This window comes from Nocardia jinanensis (assembly GCF_014645735.1).
In the GTDB taxonomy this organism is placed as follows: Bacteria; Actinomycetota; Actinomycetes; order Mycobacteriales; family Mycobacteriaceae; genus Nocardia; species Nocardia jinanensis.
Map to the genome: position 1 here is coordinate 724,163 of NZ_BMMH01000001.1, position 19,210 is coordinate 743,372.

The window sequence follows — 19,210 nt, forward strand, 5'->3', positions numbered from 1 at the left end:
GGGGAAGCCGCGGCGGCCGGTTACATCCGGCGCAGCGCCGAAATCCGCTCGCCGAGTTGATCGGCGGTGGCCAGTGCGGTCGGCGGGCCACCGCACTGGCGCCGCAGCTCACCGTGGATCACCCCGTGCGGTTTCCCGGTGCGATGGTGGTGCATCGCGACCAGGCTGTTCAGTTCGCGCCGCAATTCGCCCAGTTTTTCGGCGGTTGCCACCCGTTCGGCGGCATTGCCCGCCGCCGGTGCCGCGGGAGCCGGGACCACCGGCTCCGCTTTGGACCGGTCGGCGATCTGCCGGGCCTGGCGCTCACGCAACAGTGCGCGCATCTGCTCGCCATCGAGCAGACCAGGGATACCCAGGTAGTCGGCTTCTTCGGCGCTGCCGGCGAACGTCGCGGTACCGAACGAAGACCCGTCGTAGATCACCTGGTCCAGTTCGGCGTCGGCCGCCAGTGGCACGAATGCCTTCTCCGCCTCGCCCGGTTCGTCCTGCTGCTTGTTCGCCTCGGTCAGCAGCTCGTCGTCGAGACCGTCCTTCTCCCGGTGCGGTTTACCGATGACATGATCGCGCTGCACCTCGAGCTGCGCGGCCAGATCGAGTAGCACCGGAACGGAGGGCAGGAACACGCTGGCGGTCTCACCCGGGCGCCGGGCACGCACGAAACGGCCGATGGCCTGAGCGAAATAGAGCGGGGTGGAGGCGCTGGTGGCGTAGACACCGACCGCCAGCCGGGGGACGTCCACGCCCTCGGACACCATACGCACCGCGACCATCCACGGCTGGGTACCGGCCCCGAACTCACCGATCCGGGCCGAGGAGGTCGGATCGTCGGAGAGCACCAGCACCGGCCGGGTACCGGTGAGGTGCTCGATCAGTTCCGCGTAGGCGCGGGCCCGTTCCTGATCGGAGGCGATCACCAGACCGCCGGCATCGTGCATTCCGCCCTCGCGCAGCTGCGCCAACCGCATATCCGCCGCGCGCAGCACCGCGTAGATCCAGTCACCCGCCGGATCCAGGGCAGTGCGCCAGGCCCGGGCCGTCTGCTCGGCGTTCAACGGTTCACCGAGCCGGGCCGTGTACTCCTCGCCCGCGCTGTCGCGCCAGTGCGCCTCACCCGAATAGGCGAGGAAGACCACGGGCCGCACGACCCCGTCGGTGAGTGCCTCGGTGTAGCCGTAGCTGTGATCGGCCCGGGAACGCGGCAGACCGGCCTCGTCCGGCTCGTAGGTGATGAACGGAATCTGACTGTCGTCGCTGCGGAACGGGGTTCCGGTCAGCGCCAGCCGGCGGGTGGCGTCGCCGAACGCCTCGGCTACCGCGTCGCCCCAGCTCTTCGAATCGCCCGCATGATGAATCTCGTCCAGGATCACCAGGGTGCGCCGGTTCTCGGTACGGACCCGGTGCTTGAACGGATGCGCGGCGACCTGGGCGTAGGTGACGACCACGCCGTGATAGTCGCCCGAGGTGCCACCGGTGGTGTTGGAGAAGTTCGAATCCAGCGCCAGCCCGGAACGCGCCCCGGACGCGGCCCACTGATGCTTCAGATGTTCGGTCGGCGCGACCACGGTGACCTGGTCGACCGTCCGATCGGCGAGCAGTTCCGCGGCAACCCGCAGCGCGAAGGTGGTTTTACCGGCCCCAGGAGTCGCGACAGCGAGGAAATCCCGGGGTTTGGTCGCCAGGTACCGGGTGAGCGCGCGCCGCTGCCACGCGCGCAGGGATCCGCCCGGAACCTCCGTCGCAATAGCACCGCTCAGATCGGTCACGGAGACAAACACTAGCGGCCGTAGCGGCCGTGGCGCCAAACCGGCGCGGGCGTCGCGACGGGTGTCACACAGGGTCCGAGCGGCTCGCGGGCCGTACCCGGTAACCGGCGATTCACCCGTCGACCCCCGACACGTTGCCCGCTGCCATATCGCTGGGCCCCCGGGTGCGCGATGCTGGACAGACCATGCACAGTTACGGACGCGAACCCGGCGCGGACCCGTCGGGGACCGCGTGGGTCCGGCGCGCCCTCACCCAGATAGGCCGCTTGATCCTGCGCGTGGCCGTCAAAGCCTGGGACGACTCGATTTTCGCCAAGGCCGCCGCGGCGGCCTTCTGGCAGACCCTGTCGCTGGTACCGCTGCTGTTCGGCCTGCTCGGCGGTCTCGGCTACGTGAGCAATGTCTTCGGGCCCGACACCGTGGAGATCGTGGAATCGAAAGCCCTCACGTTCAGCCGTGATCTGTTCAGTCCGAGTGTGGTCACCGATCTGATCGAACCCACGATCCGCGATGTGCTCGGGCGTGGCCGCGCCGCGTTCGTCTCGGTGGGTTTCGTGCTCTCGCTGTGGGCTGGATCATCGGCGATGGCGACCTTCGTCGACGCGATCGTGGAGGCACACGGCCAGCAGGACGCCCGGAATCCGATCTGGCAACGCATCTTCGCCCTGCTGCTCTACGTCCAGTTCCTCATCGCGGCGATCTTCATCCTGCCGCTCGTCGCGCTGGGCCCGGTGCTGATCGGACGGATACTGCCGGACTCCTGGCTCGAACCGGGGCTGCGATTGATCGACACCTTCTATTACCCCGCGGTGGGCCTGCTGCTCATCATCGGCCTGGCCACGTTGTACAAACTCGCACTGCACAGTTCGCTGCCCTATCACCGGCTGTTCTGCGGCGCACTGCTGGCGGCGGTGTTCTTCATGGCGGCCAGCGATATCCTGCGCCACTATCTGGCCCTGGTGACCCGGACCGGGGTCACCTACGGCGCACTCGCCACCCCGATCGCCTTCCTGCTGTTCACGTTCTTCCTGGGCTTCGCGGTGATCCTCGGCGCGGAGTTCAACGCCGCGGTCCAGGAGTTCTGGCCGGCCCGCGCCACCCGGATGGAGCAGTTCAAAACATGGCTGGCCAGGCGGCGCGACGCGGCACAGACCGGCCGCGACACCGAACCCGCCGATCCCGGCTCACACCGGATACCGCGGCGCCGTGGCGCACGACGCGGCGATGACGGGCCCGAGGAAGGCCCCACCGGCGCAACACCCGCCCCGATGATCACGCACTGAACGGCCTCTATAGACGGGCACGCGACGAGCGCCATGGGCTGGACGCGCTTGTTCGTGCGCTCGCTCCGGAGCCGCCGGGCCGGACATCGCGCGGCATGGCGGCCGGCCGCACGAGGTCACCATCGGCCGGTACACCGGCCGGCCGAGGCAGGAACGTGCTCAGTCGCCCTTACGAAGGCTCTCGTAGACCTTCTTGCACTCCGGGCAGACCGGGGAACCCGGCTTCGCCGAGCGCGTCACCGGGAAGACTTCACCGCACAACGCGACCACCATCGTGCCCATCACGGCACTCTCGGCGATCTTGTTCTTCTTCACGTAGTGGAAGAACTTGGGGGTGTCGTCGGCGGTGGTCTCGTCGGTGGTCGTATCGGGGCGGACCAGAGTATCGGTACTCACGCCCTCCATGATGCCGCATCCGGGCGCCGCGCTCGCACGATCACCCCCGCGACCGGGTAGCACCGGCGTGTGGGACCGCGGTCCGACCGGGTGAGAACACTCGACTTCCCGCTGCGCCGGCCGCAGGGCAGGGTTGTGGCCGGACGCGTTGTACACGATGGTGGCGATAGTGCAAGACTCGAAGGTATGCAGCAGCACGGCGAAGACTCCGGGCGCGGCCCGGAGCACCTCGACGCCGGTGCGAGCGGTCCCGGTGAGCACCTCGGCACACCGCGACCGGCCCGTCCCTCCCGTTCGCGCGGTTTCTTCCCCGGCGACGATGCCGAACACGCGGCGCTGATCACCGCGGCCGCACCCTCCTTCGAGGAGCAGCATCGGGCCCGGGTCCGCCGGTACACCATCATCATGGCGTTCCGGATCCCGGCGCTGATCCTGGCCGCCGTGGCCTACTCGGCGTTCGGCAACGCCCTGGTCTCGATCCTCATCATGGCGGCCTCGGTCCCCCTGCCGTGGATCGCGGTCCTCGTCGCGAACGACCGGCCGCCCCGGGAGAAGAACGAACCCAGCCGCTGGGACCGCCCGCGTCCCGCGCTGGAGGAACGCCGGCACGACGAGATCGACGGCTAGCCACCCGCATACGGCAACCGCACCGCACCTGGCCGGTGCGGCGATCGGGCCGGGTAACCGGAGGTGGCAGAGTACCGCTGTGCCCACCTACGGATCGACCGTCCGCTCACCGCTGGCCGCCCTGGCCCCGCCCCTGCGCACCGCGCTGACCAGGGTCGAGTACGACGCCGACACCTTGCTCGAGGCGCTGGGCGATGCGGCGCACAGCGCCCTGGGCCGCGGAGAACCGGTGCCGGTGCGGCGCGCCGCCCGCGCGGCGGGCGATCTGGGTGTCCTCGTCCGCCTGCTGCTTCTCGGCGACGCGCTGGACGAGCTAGAGGTAGCCGCCGCGCTGGCGCCGGTGCGGATCGACGAGGCCGTGGCGGCGGGATTGCTGACCCGCAGCGGCGGTGTGGTCCGCGCGGCGCTGGATCTACGCCCGACCGATATCGGTGCCGGTAACCGCTGGATCCTGTCCGACCTGGACGATTCGATGCATCGACGCACCCTGACCGAGGACCATGTGCTCGGGGTGGGCCATGCCTCGCTCTCGCTGTTGCGGGCCACCCCGACCGCACCGGTGGGATCGGTGCTGGATCTGGGCACCGGTTGCGGTATCCAGGCCGTGCACGCCGCGTCCTACGCCCGGTCGGTCACCGCCACGGATGTGAATCCGCGCGCCCTGTGGCTGGCCGAGGCCACCGCCGCGCTCAACGAGCTGGAGATCGAACTGGTCCCGGGGTCGTGGTTCGAGCCGGTCACCGGACGCCGCTTCGACCAGGTGGTGGCCAATCCGCCGTTCGTGGTCGGTCCCGCCCGGATCGAGCACACCTACCGTGATTCCGGTCTCGCGCTCGACGGTGCCAGCGAACTGGTGATGTCGGGCGTCCCCGAGCTGCTGACGCCCGGCGGGACCGCGGCGGTGCTGTCGGCGTGGGTGCACACCGAGGAGCAGGACTGGCGGCAGCGGGTCGCCGGGTGGCTGCCCGCGCACGGTATCGATGCCTGGGTCGTCCAGCGCGATATCGCCGACCCCGCGCTGTACGTGGGGACCTGGCTGCGCGATGCCGGTCTCGACCCGCGCAGCCCCGAGGCCCAGCAGCGAGCCGGCGCATGGCTCACGGCGCTGGAACAGGCCGGGGTGACCGGGGTCGGATTCGGATTCGTCTATCTGCGCGCCGTGGACGCACCCACCGAACTCCTGGCCGAGGATCTCACCCACGGCTTCGACGACCCGCTCGGCACGGAGGCGCTCGCCTATTTCGAACGGTCGGCCTGGTTACGCGATACCGCCGCCGACCCGGCGCGGGCCTGGCGATCCCGGTACCGGGTCGATCCGGCGACCGCGCTCGAGCGGGTATCGCTACCGGGCGCCGAGGGCTGGCAGCAGCAGGTAGCTCGCCTGCACCGGGGCGACGGGCCGCGGTGGCAGCACGAAGTGGACGAGACGACCGTCTCGCTGCTGGCGGGAATGCGGCCCGACGGCCTGCCGTTGTACGAACTGATCGAACTGCTGGCACTGTCACAGGGAGCAGAGGAGGCCTCCCCCGAGTTCGCGGATGCCGCGCTCGGCGTGGTCACCGGGCTGGTGAGGCACGGGTTGATCCATCCCGTACCGCGTTAGGGGCACGCCCGGCCAGCGTGTCCCGCCTTCCGCCGATGGGCTCTCCTTCTCAGGAACTTCTCAGAACGCTACCGTGAAAACCGCAGTTCAGAGCGGTTTAACCGCTCTCGGCGAGGGAACTTTCCCTATGTCGGGTCCGTTGTTCGGAGTGAGACACCACCGACAGGAGGCAAGTCATGACAAGCCCCGCCACCACTCGTATGCGCCCCAGTGATACGGACCTCGACGCTCAGAGCCCCGCCGCAGACCTGGTACGTGTGTACCTGAATGGGATCGGCCGGACCGCACTGCTCACAGCTGCCGACGAAGTCGAACTGGCCAGGCGTATCGAGGCGGGTCTCTACGCCCAGCACCTGCTGGAGACCGGCAAGCGTTTGTCGGCGACCCGCAAGCGTGATCTGGCGATGGTCGTCCGGGAGGGCCAGGCCGCGCGATCGCACCTGCTGGAAGCCAACCTGCGTCTGGTCGTCTCGCTCGCCAAGCGGTACACGGGCCGGGGAATGCCGCTGCTTGATCTCATCCAAGAGGGCAATCTGGGCCTGATCCGCGCGATGGAGAAGTTCGACTACGCCAAGGGCTTCAAGTTCTCGACCTATGCCACCTGGTGGATCCGCCAGGCGATCACCAGAGGTATGGCCGATCAGAGCCGCACCATCCGGCTGCCGGTCCACCTCGTCGAGCAGGTCAACAAACTCGCCCGGATCAAGCGCGAACTGCATCAGCAACTCGGCCGGGAGGCCACCGACGCCGAACTGGCGGCCGAATCGGGTATCGCGGTGGAGAAGATCGCCGATCTGCTCGACCACAGCCGGGACCCGGTGAGCCTGGATATGCCGGTCGGTAACGACGAAGAAGCCCCCCTGGGCGATTTCATCGAGGATTCCGAGGCCACCTCGGCCGAGAGTGCCGTGATCGCCGGCCTGCTCCATCACGATGTGCGCAGCGTCCTCAAAACCCTGGACGAACGCGAACAGCAGGTGATCCGGCTGCGGTTCGGCCTGGACGACGGCCAGCCGCGCACTCTGGACCAGATCGGCAAACTGTTCGGCCTGTCCCGGGAACGTGTCCGGCAGATCGAACGCGAGGTCATGTCCAAGCTCCGCAAGGGTGAGCGGGCCGACCGGCTGCGCGCCTACGCCAGCTGACCGCTACTCGCGGAACCGGTGACCGGCCACTTCCCGGCCGGTCACACAGTTCGAATCCCCCGGTGGCGTAGCCCCTGGCGCTATGGCGCACCTGACCGGAGGCGTTCACCCCAGACGGCGCGGCCCGATGTCGAAGCGGCTCGGTTGCGGCCCGATCCGCGCCCGGGCGTAGAGAATCGCCGCGGACTCCGGGGCGGCCAGGACCGGCTCGCACGACAGTTCCCGCATCTCCGGCAGATCGTCGAACATCGCCGAGATACGCCGGGTGAGTTCGATCAGGGCCACTTTGTCGACCCGCGGACTCGCCGGGGTCCCGTTCAGCAGTGGCGCGGCGCGTGGCGCGTCGATCAATGCGGCCGCCTCCTGGGCGGACAGTGGGAGTGCGCGATAGGCCCGGTCGCCGAGCAGTTCGATGATCGGCCCGGAAAGACCGAATTCGATCACCGAGCCGAAAGCCGGATCGTCCTGCACCTTCAGCACGCACCCGACCCCTTTCGGGGCCATTCGCTGGATATGCACCAGCGGATCTCCGCACAGTTCGGCCAGATCACGGTAGGCCTGGCGGACCGCCTCAGGGCGCCACAGATCCAGGCGTACCCAGCTCATATCGGTGCGGCGCCGCCAGCTCTCGTTGGTGGCCTTCGCCGCCACCGGGTAGCCCAGTTCCGCCGCGGCCGCCACGGCCGCCTCCGCGTCGCGGACCGCCCGGAACTCCACCACGGAGATGCCGTAGCAATCGAGCAGCAGGACGGTTTCGTCGTCGGTCAACCACCGATCCGATGGATCGGTCGCCCAGTCCGCCATCAGCCGGACGGCCCGTTCGCTGTCGATATCCGCCGGGCGTCCGTTGTCACCATTGATATGAGCGGCATCCGGAAGCTGGGATGCGGGCAGATCGCGCCAGCGAGCGTAACGGTGCACCCGGGCCAGGGCACGGACCGCACGTGCCGGATCCGGGAAGGACGGGATCGAACCCCGGATCGCGGACGCGCCCGGACCACGCACAGCCAGCAGATTCGGGATACCGTCGCCGCTGGCGAATGTGGTGAGTACCGGTTTGGATTCGGGCACCGAGGCCACGGCCGCCCGGATCGCCTCGGCATATCCGGTCTGCGGCAGCGGAATTGGGGGCGCGAAGATGACGATCACCGCATCGGTCTCGTCGGATTCGAGCGCTGCGGCGACGGCGGTCAGGTAATCCTCGGGCGTGGCCTGCGGGCCCAGGTCCACCGTATCCACCACGGTGAGTCCTTCACTGCGCGCGGCATCGGAGGTGAGCCAGTTGAGCGCGGTGCTGTTGCCCACCACCGCGGGACGGGGACCGCGTGGCAGCGGCTGATAGCCCAGCAGCGCCGCGCAGTCGAACATCTCGGAGATCGAATCTGCCTGCACCACACCGGATTGCGCGAAAAGATCGCGGACGATGGAGCGATCCAGTTCACCGTCGGACATCCCGCGGGCGGCCAGCCGACTGGGACTCACCGCAACAATGGGCTTGTTACGGGCTACCCGGCGGGCGATCCGGGAGAATTTGCGCGGATTACCGAAACTCTCCAGGTACAGCAGGATCACGTCGGTATCGGCATCGGTGTCCCAGTACTGCAATAGATCGTTACCGGAGACGTCGGCGCGATTGCCGGCGGATACGAATGTGGACAAACCCAGGTTTCGGGTGGCGGCCTCGGCGAGGATCGCGACGCCGAGCGGGCCCGACTGGCAGAAGAATCCGATCCGGCCGCGACCCGGCAGCAAGGTGGCCAGCGTGGCGTTGAGCCCCACCGCGGGATCGGTATTGGCGATACCCAGCGCACTCGGCCCCACCACCCGCATCCCGTGCCCGCGTGCAGCCTCGACGAGCTCGGCTTCCGCGGTCCGTCCCTGCTCCCCCATCTCCCCGAAACCCGCCGATAACACCAGCAGGCCCTTGACACCCTTGGCCATACAGTCGTCGAGGACCGAGCCGATGGCGTCCGCCGGGACCGCGACAACGGCCAGATCCACCTCGTCCGGGATATCGCGAACCGTCGGATAGGCGTGCACTCCACGCACCGAACGCCGTTCGGGGTTCACCGGGTACACCGCACCCTGGAAAGTTCCGTCCAGCAGGTTGGCCAGCACCACGCCGCCGACCCGGCCGGTGCTCGGGGTCGCACCGATCACCGCCACCGAACGGGGGGCCAGCAGGTTACCGACGCTGCGCGCTTCCGACGCGCGTTCCCGCGCGTCACGCACCGACCGCAATGCCTCGGTGGGGTCGATGGCGAATTCGAGATGCAGCACCGAACCGTCGCGGCTGCGCTCCACCTGATAACCCGCTTCGCGGAAGACCGTGACCATCACCGCGTTCTCCGCCAGTACCTCGGCGACGAAGGTATCGATCCGGTTCTCCGCGGCCGCGCCCGCCAGATGCTCGAGGAGGATGGATCCCAGACCGCGCCCCTGATGCTCGTCGGCCACCACGAAGGCGACCTCGGCGGCCCGGGGACCGGTCCGGTCGAGCAGTTCGTAGCGACCGACGGCGATGATCGCCTCCCCCAGGACGACGACCAGCCCGACCCGGTCGTGATAGTCGACATGGGTCGTGCGGTGCAGATCCTTCGGCGAGATCCGGGGATAGGGGCCGAAATACCGCAGGTAGCGGCTGCGCTCGGACAGAGCGGTATGGAACCGCTGCAGTTCCTCGGCATCGCCGGGAGTGATCGGGCGCAACCGCACCACACCTCCGTCGGAGGCCAGCACGTCGGCCTGCCAGTGCAGGGGCGCGGGCGGCGGATCGTCGGGGGTGCTGTCGCTGGATTCAGTCACGCGGATCCTCCGGGTCCAGGCCGAGCGGGCCGAAGCACGCTCGACGGGTGGCGAGAACGGCAGTATCGACCGCACGCTGAGCACGGTCGACCCGGGCGTCCCCGGTTTCCGCGGTCCCCCCCGGGCCGTCCCAGCGCTGGAACGCGATATTCACACCGTCGCCCATGGTGCGGGGCGCCGATATCCGCGGCCTGTCGGTGTGCACGAGATCGATCCAATCCTGCGGTATCGCGGTCGCCGGGTCCACCGGGCGGTCGAGTGCGATACCCAGCAGGTGGGTCCAGGCCCGCGGCACCACCCGGACCAGTCCGTACCCGCCCCCGCCGACCGCTAGCCACCGGCCCTCGGCGTAACGGTCGGCCAATTCCCGCATGGCGAGGAACGCCGCCCGCTGCCCCTCGATACCCAGTTCCAACTCGGCGAGCGGATCCTCTCGATGGGTGTCCACCCCGCATTGGCTGACCACCAGCTGGGGCCGGAAGGCCGCCACCGCGCCCGGAACCACCGCGTGGAAGGCGCGCAACCATTGCGGGTCCCGAGTGCCCGGCAGGAGCGGGAGATTGATCACAGTGCCGTCTCCGGCGTCGCTACCGGTCTCGTCCGGCCAGCCCGTATTCGGCCAGAGCGTGGCCGGATGCTGATGGATCGAAACGGTGAGAACCCGTGGATCGCGATAGAACGCGCGCTGCACACCGTCACCGTGGTGGACGTCCACATCGAGGTAGGCGATCCGGTCGAAGCCGTGGTCGAGTAGCCAGGAAATGGCCACCGCCGCGTCGTTGTACACGCAGAAACCGGCGGCCCGGCCGGGCATGGCGTGGTGCATACCACCGCCGATGCTCACCGCGCGCCGGGTGACGCCCGTGGCGATGGCACGGGCGGCGGCGAGGGTCCCGCCGACGATCACCGACGCGGCCTCGTGCATCCGGGGAAATATCGGGTTGTCGGTGGATCCGAGCCCGTACGGCGGATCTGTCGGTGGATCGCCGATCGTCTGCCGCGGTTCCGCCGCGCGCACCGCGTCGATGTAGTCCCCGGTGTGTACCCGAAGCAAGTCGGCGGTATCGGCCGCGCCGGGCTCCAGGAGTTCGATACCGTCGAGCACTCCGAGTGCGCGCGCCAGTGCCATCGTGTACTGCAGCCGGACGGGTTTCATCGGATGCTCGGGGGTCCACGAGTAGTCCAGGAAGCGGTCGGTCCAGACGACCGTCCCCGGTTCCCCGGCGGCGGGGTTCGGATCCGGCGATGCAGTGGTCATGATCGCAACCGTATCGGGAAGGGTGAAACCCCATCGCACGTTGTCATGCAGTAGAAATACATGTATGTGCGACTGCGGCGTAGGGCCGCGCGCCGAGTGTATTCCCATGGCGTCACGTGACCCGTTCGATTGGACCGGGGTTGCTGGTGCGCAGGTAGAATTCGTGCCGACGAAGGGGCAACAGTGAAGGATCTGGTCGACACCACGGAGATGTATCTCCGTACCATCTACGACCTCGAGGAGGAGGGCGTAGTACCCCTGCGTGCCCGGATCGCCGAGCGCCTCGAGCAGAGCGGCCCCACGGTCAGTCAGACCGTGGCGCGGATGGAACGCGACGGACTGCTGCTCGTCGCTGGTGACCGGCATCTCGAACTGACCGAGAAGGGCCGCAGTATGGCGGTCGCGGTCATGCGCAAACACCGGCTCGCCGAGCGGCTGCTCGTCGATATCATCGGGCTGGACTGGCAGAACGTGCACGCCGAAGCCTGTCGCTGGGAACATGTGATGAGCGAGGATGTCGAGCGACGGCTGGTGGAGGTCCTCAATCACCCCACCACTTCCCCTTACGGCAACCCCATTCCCGGCTTGGACGAACTCGGTATCGCCGCGGCGCAGTTGCTGGAGGAGCCGCTGAAGCGGCTGTCGGAACTGCCGCAGGGCCGTACGCATGCGGTGGTGGTCCGGCGGCTGGCCGAACATATCCAGACCGATCCCGAGGTGATCGGCCGACTGCGGGAAGCGGGCGTGGTGCCCGACGCCCGGGTCACCGTCGAGAGCAAACCGGGCGCCGTGGTCATCACGGTGCCGGGCCATTCGGGGGGTTTCGAACTGCCCGACGAGATGGCCCACGCCGTCCAAGTGAAGCTGGTCTGATCGATGAAACTGCTGGTCACCGGCGGAGCCGGATATGTGGGTGGGGTCTGCGCGCTCGTACTGCGGGAGCAGGGACATGAGGTGGTGGTCGTCGACGATCTGTCGACGGGCAATACCGCCGGCGTTCCCGAGGGCGTCGAATTCGTCGAGGGTGATATCGCCGAGGCCGCCCCGGATCTGCTGCGCACGCGGAAGTTCGACGGCGTACTGCATTTCGCGGCGCAATCGCTGGTCGGCGAATCGGTGCAGCGGCCCGAGAAGTACTGGTACGGCAATGTGGTGAAAACGCTCGCGCTGCTCGAAGCGATGCGGGAGACCGATACCCGGCGACTGGTCTTCTCCTCGACCGCCGCGGTGTACGGCGAGCCGGAGCAGGTCCCCATCACCGAGGACGCGCCGGCCCGGCCCACCAACCCCTACGGGGCCTCGAAACTGGCGATCGACCACGCCATCACGTCGTATTCCGTAGCGCATGGTCTGGCCGCCACGAGCCTGCGCTATTTCAATGTTGCGGGCGCCTACGGCGGCCTCGGTGAGAACCGGGTGGTGGAAACACATCTGATCCCGCTGGTACTGCAGGTGGCTGCGGGACACCGGGATTCCATCTCGGTGTTCGGTACCGATTGGCCGACCCCGGACGGCACGGCGGTCCGCGACTACATCCACATCCTGGATCTGGCGCAGGCGCATCTGCTGGCCCTGGAATCCGCCGCGACGGGCACCCATCGAGTGTTCAACCTGGGCAGTGGCACCGGATTCTCGGTGCGTGAAGTCATCTCGGCGTGTGAGCGGGTCACCGGTGGGCCCATCGCCGCGGTCGACGCTCCGCGCCGCGCCGGTGACCCGGCCGTACTGATCGCGTCCAGCCGGCGCGCTGTCGACGAACTCGGCTGGAAACCCGAGCACAACGACCTCGACGAGATCGTATCCACCGCTTGGAGCTATCTCCGAGGTCTCGGCTCGCACGCGCACAGCGCCCGCTGAGCAGCCTGTACCGGACCTCACCACACCCCGGCCAGATCGACGCCGAGGGCGGCAGCGGTGTCCCGGCCGCACTGCGCCAGATCGCGGAGGCGTTCCGGCCGCATACCGGCTTCCAGCGCCGTGTGCAGCAGTGCGGCCATGGAGTGGTGTGGATCGGAATCCAGCGCGACGTCCAGGGCGATCCCGGCGAACGGGCCGTCACCCCGGACGTATGCGAAGAACCCCAGCAGAGTTGCCGCCTCGGCTCGATCGGCGCCGTCCAGGGCGCGGGTCAGCCGCGCCAGCAGGCTCTCGGTGGCTTCGGCGTGCACCGTATCGGCCACCGCGAACACGGAGTCGCGGATCTCCCGGTCGCGCAGGGCCACCGCGATCTGGGCCAGCTCCCGCGATCCGAGCCCCCCACCAGATTCGGCATTCGCGATCAGCCAGAGCACCGTGCTCAGTTCGCCGCGTAGGTAACCGGCCGGATCACCCTGCTGGGCGGCGGCCACGTACCGGTCCTTGGCACGATCACGAGCGCCGGCCAGTTCGCTCGAAACCTGTTCGCGCAGGGCACCGTCCGGGGCGACCAATCCGGTCAGTTCGTCCCGGCTGCGGCGTATCGGCCGCCCTTCCAGCACCCGGCCCAGGGTCACTGTCGAAGCCGCCGGATCGGAGATCCTTCCTTGGCGCGGCGGGCCGGCCACGCTCCACCACAGGTGCCCGGCCGCTATGGACCGCGTCGCCCAGGCTCCGCGGACCGGTACGGCGCGGGCCGCCAACTGCTGCTCCAATTCCCGCAGAACCGGAACCCGTTGTCGCAGCAGCCGATCTCCGTCATCCTGCTGGTCGTCCACCAATATCACGAGGACGCCCGCCACTCCCGGCCGGGCACAGACACGCGTGGCCGCGGCGGCCACCGTCTCGGTATCGGAGGGGAAACCGGTGTCCGGATGCCGGAGATCGAAGCGCACGACGAGATCGATCACCGCACTCTCCGCGGTCGGCGCCGCGCACAGGACGGCCAGCACCAGCGAACGCTCCGGCCGGAAACCGAGCAGAGCCGGTATCGCGGCGATCAGGTCTCCCGGGTCGTCGAGCCGGGAGGGCCCCGGAACGAGTCGGCGGTCGTATTCGTCGCCGGTGTGATCGGCACAGCGGGCACGAACGGCCGGGGTGCGGCGGTAGGTTTCCGCATCCGGGTGACGCGAACCCGGAACGGGCACCTCGGGTGCCCGGATGGCCGGAACCGGGCGTGGCAGTCCGCCCGCCGCGAGCGCCCGTGCCGTGGGGCACCACGCGGGGGACCCGTCCGCTGTGGGCGGTGTGGTGTCCGGACGGCGGAGCCCACCGGGTCCACACTGTGGCGGCCGGGCGGTAGGAGCAGCGGGACGGGAGGACGGTGCGGCGGAAGTCATGGGCCGAGCATGCGGCACGGCATCCCGCTCGTTTCGGCCGTGAGCTGGGCAAATACTCAACCCGAGCACGTCTGTGGACAACTCACGGCCTGTGGACAACTCCGGTTTCACGGTGGTCCGCTTCCGGCGCGTTCACCGATCCCGGGTTGCCGAGACGAAAATCGGGTACATCCGCTTACGGAGTGTGCCAGACTCCCCGTGCGTTCACCGGCCACAAGACCACATCGACCCCGTCCCCCGCCCCGCCGGGACCGGGGAATTCACCGGCGGCGACCGCTGTTGTCAGCACTGAGAGTCGATATACGGTCGCGTGTGGCCGTATATCTGCGTGGGGGACAATGGACAGCGATTCGCGGCTCGCGGCGCGGTAGCGGATACAGCAGTGTTGCTCGACCCGCCCGCCACGGATCGCGCAGGAAGGAGTACGCGATGGACTACGAGTCGCGAATGTACGAACTGGAGTTCCCCGCTCCGCAGCTGTCGTCGGACGACGGTTCGGGGCCGGTGCTGGTGCACGGCCTTGAGGGTTATTCCGACGCGGGTCACGCGGTCCGGCTGGCCACCACACATCTGCGAGAGAGCTTGGAGGGCGAACTCGTCGCCTCGTTCGATGTGGACGAGCTACTGGACTATCGGTCGCGGCGTCCCCTGATGACCTTCAAGACCGACCATTTCTCCGATTACGCCGAGCCCGAGCTCAATCTGTGGGCGCTGCGCGATACCGCGGGCACCCCGTTCCTGCTGCTCGCCGGTATGGAGCCGGATCTGCGATGGGAGAAGTTCACCACCGCGGTGCGGTTGCTGGCCGAGCAGCTCGGAGTGCGCCGCAGTGTCGGCCTGAGTGCCATTCCCATGGCGGTGCCGCATACGCGTCCGCTGGGGCTCACCGCGCACTCGTCCAACCGTGATCTGATCCCGGACAACCAACGCTGGCCGGGCGAGCTGCAGGTACCGGCGAGTGCCGCGACCCTGCTCGAGTACCGGATGGCCCAGCACGGCCACGAATCGCTGGGTTTCTCCGTCCACGTGCCGCACTACCTGGCCCAGACCTCCTATCCGGAGGCCGCGCAGACCTTGCTCGAGTACGTCGGCGAGAACACCGGACTCGCGTTACCGCTCGCCGCGCTGGGCGAAGCCGCGGCCCGGGTACGCGAGCAGGTCAACGAGCATATCGCCGGAAACTCCGAGGTGGAGACGGTGGTGCATGCGCTGGAGCGCCAGTACGACACCTTCGTCAGCGCGCAGGAACGGCAGTCCAGCCTGTTGGTCGGCGAGGGCGAACTGCCCAGTGGCGACGAACTGGGCGCCGAATTCGAACGTTTCCTCGCCGAGCAGGGTGGCTACGGCGACGACGAAGAACGCGGCTGAGGCGCCGGGCCGGATGATCACCGGCACACGCACACCGTGCCGGTGATCGGCGCACCGCAGCCCGTAGGGTGTCCCGGGTGGATCTGACCGAACTGCTCGAGATACCGGGGACCGACGCCGACGCACTGTACGAGTCGTTCGCGATATGGGCCGCCGAGCAGGGAACGGCGCTGTATCCCGCTCAGGACGAGGCCGTGATGGAACTCGCGGCCGGATCCCATGTCATTCTCGCCACCCCGACGGGTTCGGGGAAATCGCTGGTCGCCGTCGGCGCGCATCTGTTCGCGTTGACGCAGGGCCTGCGCAGTTACTACACCGCGCCGATCAAGGCGCTGGTGAGCGAGAAATTCTTCGCATTGTGCGAGATCTTCGGTGCCGAACGGGTCGGCATGGTCACCGGGGACGCCGCGGTGAACCCGACCGCCCCCATCATCTGCGCTACCGCCGAGATCCTTGCCAACCTCGCTCTGCGGGAAGGCTCGGATGCCGAGGTCGGGCAGGTGGTGATGGACGAATTCCATTTCTACTCCGATCCCGATCGCGGCTGGGCCTGGCAGGTTCCGTTGCTCGAACTGCCGCGTGCGCAGTTCCTGCTCATGTCCGCCACGCTCGGTGAGGTCGATTTCTTCGCCGCGGATCTCGAGCGCCGCACCGGCCGCAGCACTGCCGTGGTCGCGGGTACGCAGCGCCCGGTGCCGCTGCACTTCTCCTATGCGCGCACCCCGATCACCGAGACGCTGACCGAACTGGTGACCACTCACCAGGCGCCGGTGTACGTCGTCCACTTCACGCAGGCCGCGGCACTGGAGCGGGCCCAGGCGTTGACCAGCGCGAATTTCGCCAGCCGCGCGGAGAAGGACGCGATCGCCGAGGCGCTGGGCGAGTTCCGTTTCTCCTCGGGCTTCGGCAAAACCCTGTCGCGGCTGATCCGGCACGGGATCGGTGTCCACCACGCGGGCATGTTGCCCAAATACCGCCGTCTGGTGGAGCGCCTCGCCCAGGACGGGCTGCTCAAAGTCGTCTGCGGGACCGACACGCTGGGGGTCGGTATCAATGTCCCGATCCGCACGGTGCTGCTGACCGGTCTCACCAAATTCGACGGCGTCCGCACCCGGCGCCTCAAGGCACGAGAATTCCATCAGATCGCGGGCCGGGCCGGGCGGGCCGGTTTCGACACCATGGGGACGGTGGTGGTGCAGGCGCCCGAGCACGAGGTCGAGAACACCCGGTTGTTGGCCAAGGCCGGTAACGACCCCAAAAAGATGCGGAAAGTGCAGCGGCGCAAACCGCCCGAGGGTTTCGTATCGTGGAGCGAGGAGACCTTCGACCGGTTGGTCTCGGCCGCACCCGAACCGATGGTGTCGCGTTTTACCGTCACCAACGCGATGCTGCTGAACGTGATCGCGCGCCCGGGCAACTGTTTCCAGGCGATGCGGCATCTGCTCGAGGACAATCACGAACCGCGGCCGGCCCAGCGGCGCCATATTCTGCGGGCCGTCCGGCTCTACCGGGCGCTGCGCGACGCGGGCGTGGTCCAGCAACTCCCCGAACCCGACGAGCAGGGACGCTACGCCCGGCTCACCGTGGACCTTCAGCAGAATTTCGCGCTGGACCAGCCGCTGTCGCCGTTCGCGCTCGCCGCGTTCGAACTGCTCGACGGTGCCGCGCCCGGCTATGCGCTCGATATGGTCTCGCTGGTCGAGGCCACGCTCGAGGATCCCCGGCAGCTGTTGATGGCGCAGCAGCACAAGGCCCGCGGGGAGGCCGTGGCCGAGATGAAGGCCGAGGGAATCGAATACGACGAGCGGATGGAACTGCTCGAGGAGATCACCTGGCCGAAACCGCTCGCGGAGCTGATCGAGGGCGCCTACGAGACGTACCGGGCCGGGCACCCGTGGCTGTCGGAGTTCGCACCGTCACCGAAATCGGTGGTCCGCGATATGGTCGAACGGGCGATGACCTTCACCGAGCTGATCTCCTACTACGAACTCGCCCGGTCCGAGGGGGTGGTGCTGCGCTATCTCGCCGACGCCTACCGTGCGTTGCGGCGCACGGTCCCCGACGCGGCGCGCACCGAGGAACTCGACGATCTCACCGAATGGCTGGGCGAACTCGTGCGGCAGGTGGATTCCAGCCTGCTCGACGAATGGGAGCAGCTGACCGGGGCGGGTGCGGAGACCGATGCCGGGCAGATCGCGTTCGGCGGCGAGAGTGTGCGACCGGTCACCGCCAACGAACGGGCTTTCCGGGTGATGGTGCGCAACGCCGTGTTCCGCCGGGTCGAGCTCGCCTCGAGGCGGCGCTGGAACGAACTGACGGAAATGTCTCCGGGCCCGGACTGGGCGGCCGACCTCGCCCCCTATTTCGACGAATACGACAGCATCGGCACCGGGCCGGACGCACGTGGACCGCAACTGTTCCGGGTCGAGACGCGGCCCGGTTTCTGGCAGGTACGCCAGGTTCTCGACGACCCGGCCGGCGATCACGGCTGGGCGCTGCTCGCGACCGTCGATCTGGCCGAATCCGATGCGGCCGGTGATGTGGTGTTCGACGAGGTCACGGTGGTATCGGGTTGATCGTCGGCGCCGGATACGAGTGAGTTGGGCGGGATGGTGGCGGCGGAATTCACCGGCCGGCATGTGCTGGCCGAGTTCGGCGGGGTCGAGCGCGCGCTCTGCGACGATATGGTCGCGCTGGAGAGCGCGCTGCGGTACGCGCTGACCGCCGCGGGTGTGACAGTCTGCGAGATAGTCGGCAAACAGTTCGACCCGCACGGGGTGACCGTGCTGGCGCTGCTGGCCGAATCACATGCTTCGCTGCACACCTATCCGGAAACCGGTGACATCTTCGTCGATGTGTTCACCTGCGGTACCGCGGCGGACAGTGCCGGCCGAGTGGCCGAGCTACTTCGCGCCGCGCTCGCACCCGAACACGTGCGGATCTCTACCGTACTGCGCGGCCGGGCCGCGGCCGGCGCCGCACCGGAGGCGTCACCCGGTCACGCCACCAGCATGTAGGCCATTCCGAGGTCCATGATCAGGTGCGGCCAGGCCGCGACGGACACTCCGCGTCCCGGTTCCGGCGCGACCGGATGCGCGGCCCACCAATGCGCTCGGCCGCGGCGCGCGGACACCATCACCACCGCCGCGTCCACGAGGAACAGCGCCGCGAATACGAGCGCCGGGCCTCCTGCGTGACCCGCGCCGTGCCCGGAATGTCCGGACATCGTGAACAACATCACCACGGCCGCGGCGAGGTGATAACCGATGGCCGCCGCCCGGTGCCCGGCCCGCGGATGGTCCCCGCGGTACCAGCGCACGAGTCTGTCTCCGAGCAACAGCGTGAAGACCAGCGTCATCGCGAGCAGCACACCGTGCAGGGTGTGCGCGTGGGCCTCGGCGGGGAACAGCACCATCGCCACCATGACCGCGCACATCAGCAGATGCGCCGCATCGGATTCGTGATCGCCACCGTGCGCGGTGCCGCCGCTGTGCCCGGCGCAGCCCACGGCACCGTGTTCCCCCGTTGTGAGCATCGGCTCGGCGAACATCACACGAGCCAGCACGACCAGGGCCGCCACCCCGAACGCCAGCGCGGCCAAGGCCCGCGCCCCGGGCTGGTCCAGTACGAATCCGGCCATGCCGCACCGCCTTTCGAGAAACGCGCAACCCATCCATATTCGCACGACCCACCGTGCGCAGGGAGCCC

Annotated in this window: 15 protein-coding genes; 9 read left to right on the forward strand and 6 right to left on the reverse strand. The window is 68.5% G+C overall.

Translation table 11 applies throughout. The features are described from left to right. Positions 1-20 precede the first annotated feature (20 nt). Positions 21-1,763, reverse strand: coding sequence for a DEAD/DEAH box helicase (locus tag IEY68_RS03340; RefSeq protein WP_189093999.1), 1,743 nt, complete (start codon positions 1,761-1,763; stop codon positions 21-23). A 185-nt stretch (positions 1,764-1,948) separates the two neighbouring features. On the opposite strand from IEY68_RS03340, the gene IEY68_RS03345 reads away from it, so the two are divergent. Next, a complete protein-coding gene (locus IEY68_RS03345; RefSeq protein ID WP_189094045.1) occupies positions 1,949-3,046 on the forward strand; it encodes a YihY/virulence factor BrkB family protein in 1,098 nt (365 codons plus the stop codon). A gap of 159 nt (positions 3,047-3,205) precedes the next feature. Here IEY68_RS03345 and IEY68_RS03350 read toward each other — a convergent pair whose 3' ends face one another. Beyond that, positions 3,206-3,442: a DUF3039 domain-containing protein gene (locus IEY68_RS03350; protein ID WP_189094000.1), complete on the reverse strand. Its 237-nt coding sequence runs from the start codon at positions 3,440-3,442 to the stop codon at positions 3,206-3,208. Between the two features lie 186 nt (positions 3,443-3,628). Here IEY68_RS03350 and IEY68_RS03355 point away from each other — a divergent pair, with 186 nt between their 5' ends. The 3 genes from IEY68_RS03355 (at position 3,629) to IEY68_RS03365 (ending at position 6,817) form a co-directional block, all read left to right on the forward strand. Further along, the gene (locus IEY68_RS03355; protein WP_189094001.1) at positions 3,629-4,069 is read left to right on the forward strand and encodes a DUF3099 domain-containing protein; all 441 of its coding nucleotides are present in this window, start codon (positions 3,629-3,631) and stop codon (positions 4,067-4,069) included. A 79-nt stretch (positions 4,070-4,148) separates the two neighbouring features. Then, positions 4,149-5,672, forward strand: a complete 1,524-nt coding sequence (locus IEY68_RS03360; protein WP_062996011.1) for a DUF7782 domain-containing protein — start codon at positions 4,149-4,151, stop codon at positions 5,670-5,672. 176 nt (positions 5,673-5,848) lie between these two features. Beyond that, the gene (locus IEY68_RS03365; RefSeq protein WP_062996013.1) at positions 5,849-6,817 is read left to right on the forward strand and encodes a sigma-70 family RNA polymerase sigma factor; all 969 of its coding nucleotides are present in this window, start codon (positions 5,849-5,851) and stop codon (positions 6,815-6,817) included. A gap of 105 nt (positions 6,818-6,922) precedes the next feature. On the opposite strand, the gene IEY68_RS03370 is transcribed toward IEY68_RS03365, so the two are convergent. Both IEY68_RS03370 and IEY68_RS03375 read right to left on the reverse strand, forming a co-directional pair. Continuing rightward, the gene (locus IEY68_RS03370; RefSeq protein WP_062996015.1) at positions 6,923-9,622 is read right to left on the reverse strand and encodes a bifunctional acetate--CoA ligase family protein/GNAT family N-acetyltransferase; all 2,700 of its coding nucleotides are present in this window, start codon (positions 9,620-9,622) and stop codon (positions 6,923-6,925) included. Beyond that, positions 9,615-10,880: an acetoin utilization protein AcuC gene (locus IEY68_RS03375; protein WP_062996017.1), complete on the reverse strand. Its 1,266-nt coding sequence runs from the start codon at positions 10,878-10,880 to the stop codon at positions 9,615-9,617. The genes IEY68_RS03370 and IEY68_RS03375 overlap by 8 nt, the downstream gene beginning before the upstream one ends. 183 nt (positions 10,881-11,063) lie before the next feature. On the opposite strand from IEY68_RS03375, the gene IEY68_RS03380 reads away from it, so the two are divergent. Together IEY68_RS03380 and galE are read left to right on the forward strand one after the other, a co-directional pair. Beyond that, on the forward strand, positions 11,064-11,753 hold the full coding sequence (locus IEY68_RS03380) for an iron-dependent transcriptional repressor DtxR (RefSeq protein ID WP_062996018.1): 690 nt from the start codon (positions 11,064-11,066) through the stop codon (positions 11,751-11,753). A gap of 3 nt (positions 11,754-11,756) precedes the next feature. Next, the gene (galE, locus tag IEY68_RS03385; RefSeq protein ID WP_062996020.1) at positions 11,757-12,737 is read left to right on the forward strand and encodes a UDP-glucose 4-epimerase GalE; all 981 of its coding nucleotides are present in this window, start codon (positions 11,757-11,759) and stop codon (positions 12,735-12,737) included. A gap of 17 nt (positions 12,738-12,754) precedes the next feature. Here galE and IEY68_RS03390 read toward each other — a convergent pair whose 3' ends face one another. Further along, complete coding sequence (locus tag IEY68_RS03390; protein ID WP_189094002.1) at positions 12,755-14,134, reverse strand: DUF4192 domain-containing protein; 1,380 nt, start codon at positions 14,132-14,134, stop codon at positions 12,755-12,757. Between the two features lie 429 nt (positions 14,135-14,563). On the opposite strand from IEY68_RS03390, the gene IEY68_RS03395 reads away from it, so the two are divergent. The 3 genes from IEY68_RS03395 (at position 14,564) to speD (ending at position 18,519) form a co-directional block, all read left to right on the forward strand. Beyond that, on the forward strand, positions 14,564-15,502 hold the full coding sequence (locus IEY68_RS03395; protein WP_062996024.1) for a PAC2 family protein: 939 nt from the start codon (positions 14,564-14,566) through the stop codon (positions 15,500-15,502). Positions 15,503-15,579: 77 nt separating this feature from the next. Further along, a complete protein-coding gene (locus IEY68_RS03400; protein WP_062996026.1) occupies positions 15,580-18,078 on the forward strand; it encodes a DEAD/DEAH box helicase in 2,499 nt (832 codons plus the stop codon). A gap of 33 nt (positions 18,079-18,111) precedes the next feature. Continuing rightward, a complete protein-coding gene (gene speD, locus IEY68_RS03405; RefSeq protein ID WP_062996028.1) occupies positions 18,112-18,519 on the forward strand; it encodes an adenosylmethionine decarboxylase in 408 nt (135 codons plus the stop codon). On the opposite strand, the gene IEY68_RS03410 is transcribed toward speD, so the two are convergent. Beyond that, positions 18,501-19,142, reverse strand: a complete 642-nt coding sequence (locus tag IEY68_RS03410) for a DUF5134 domain-containing protein (protein ID WP_062996030.1) — start codon at positions 19,140-19,142, stop codon at positions 18,501-18,503. The genes speD and IEY68_RS03410 overlap by 19 nt on opposite strands. Positions 19,143-19,210 lie beyond the last annotated feature (68 nt).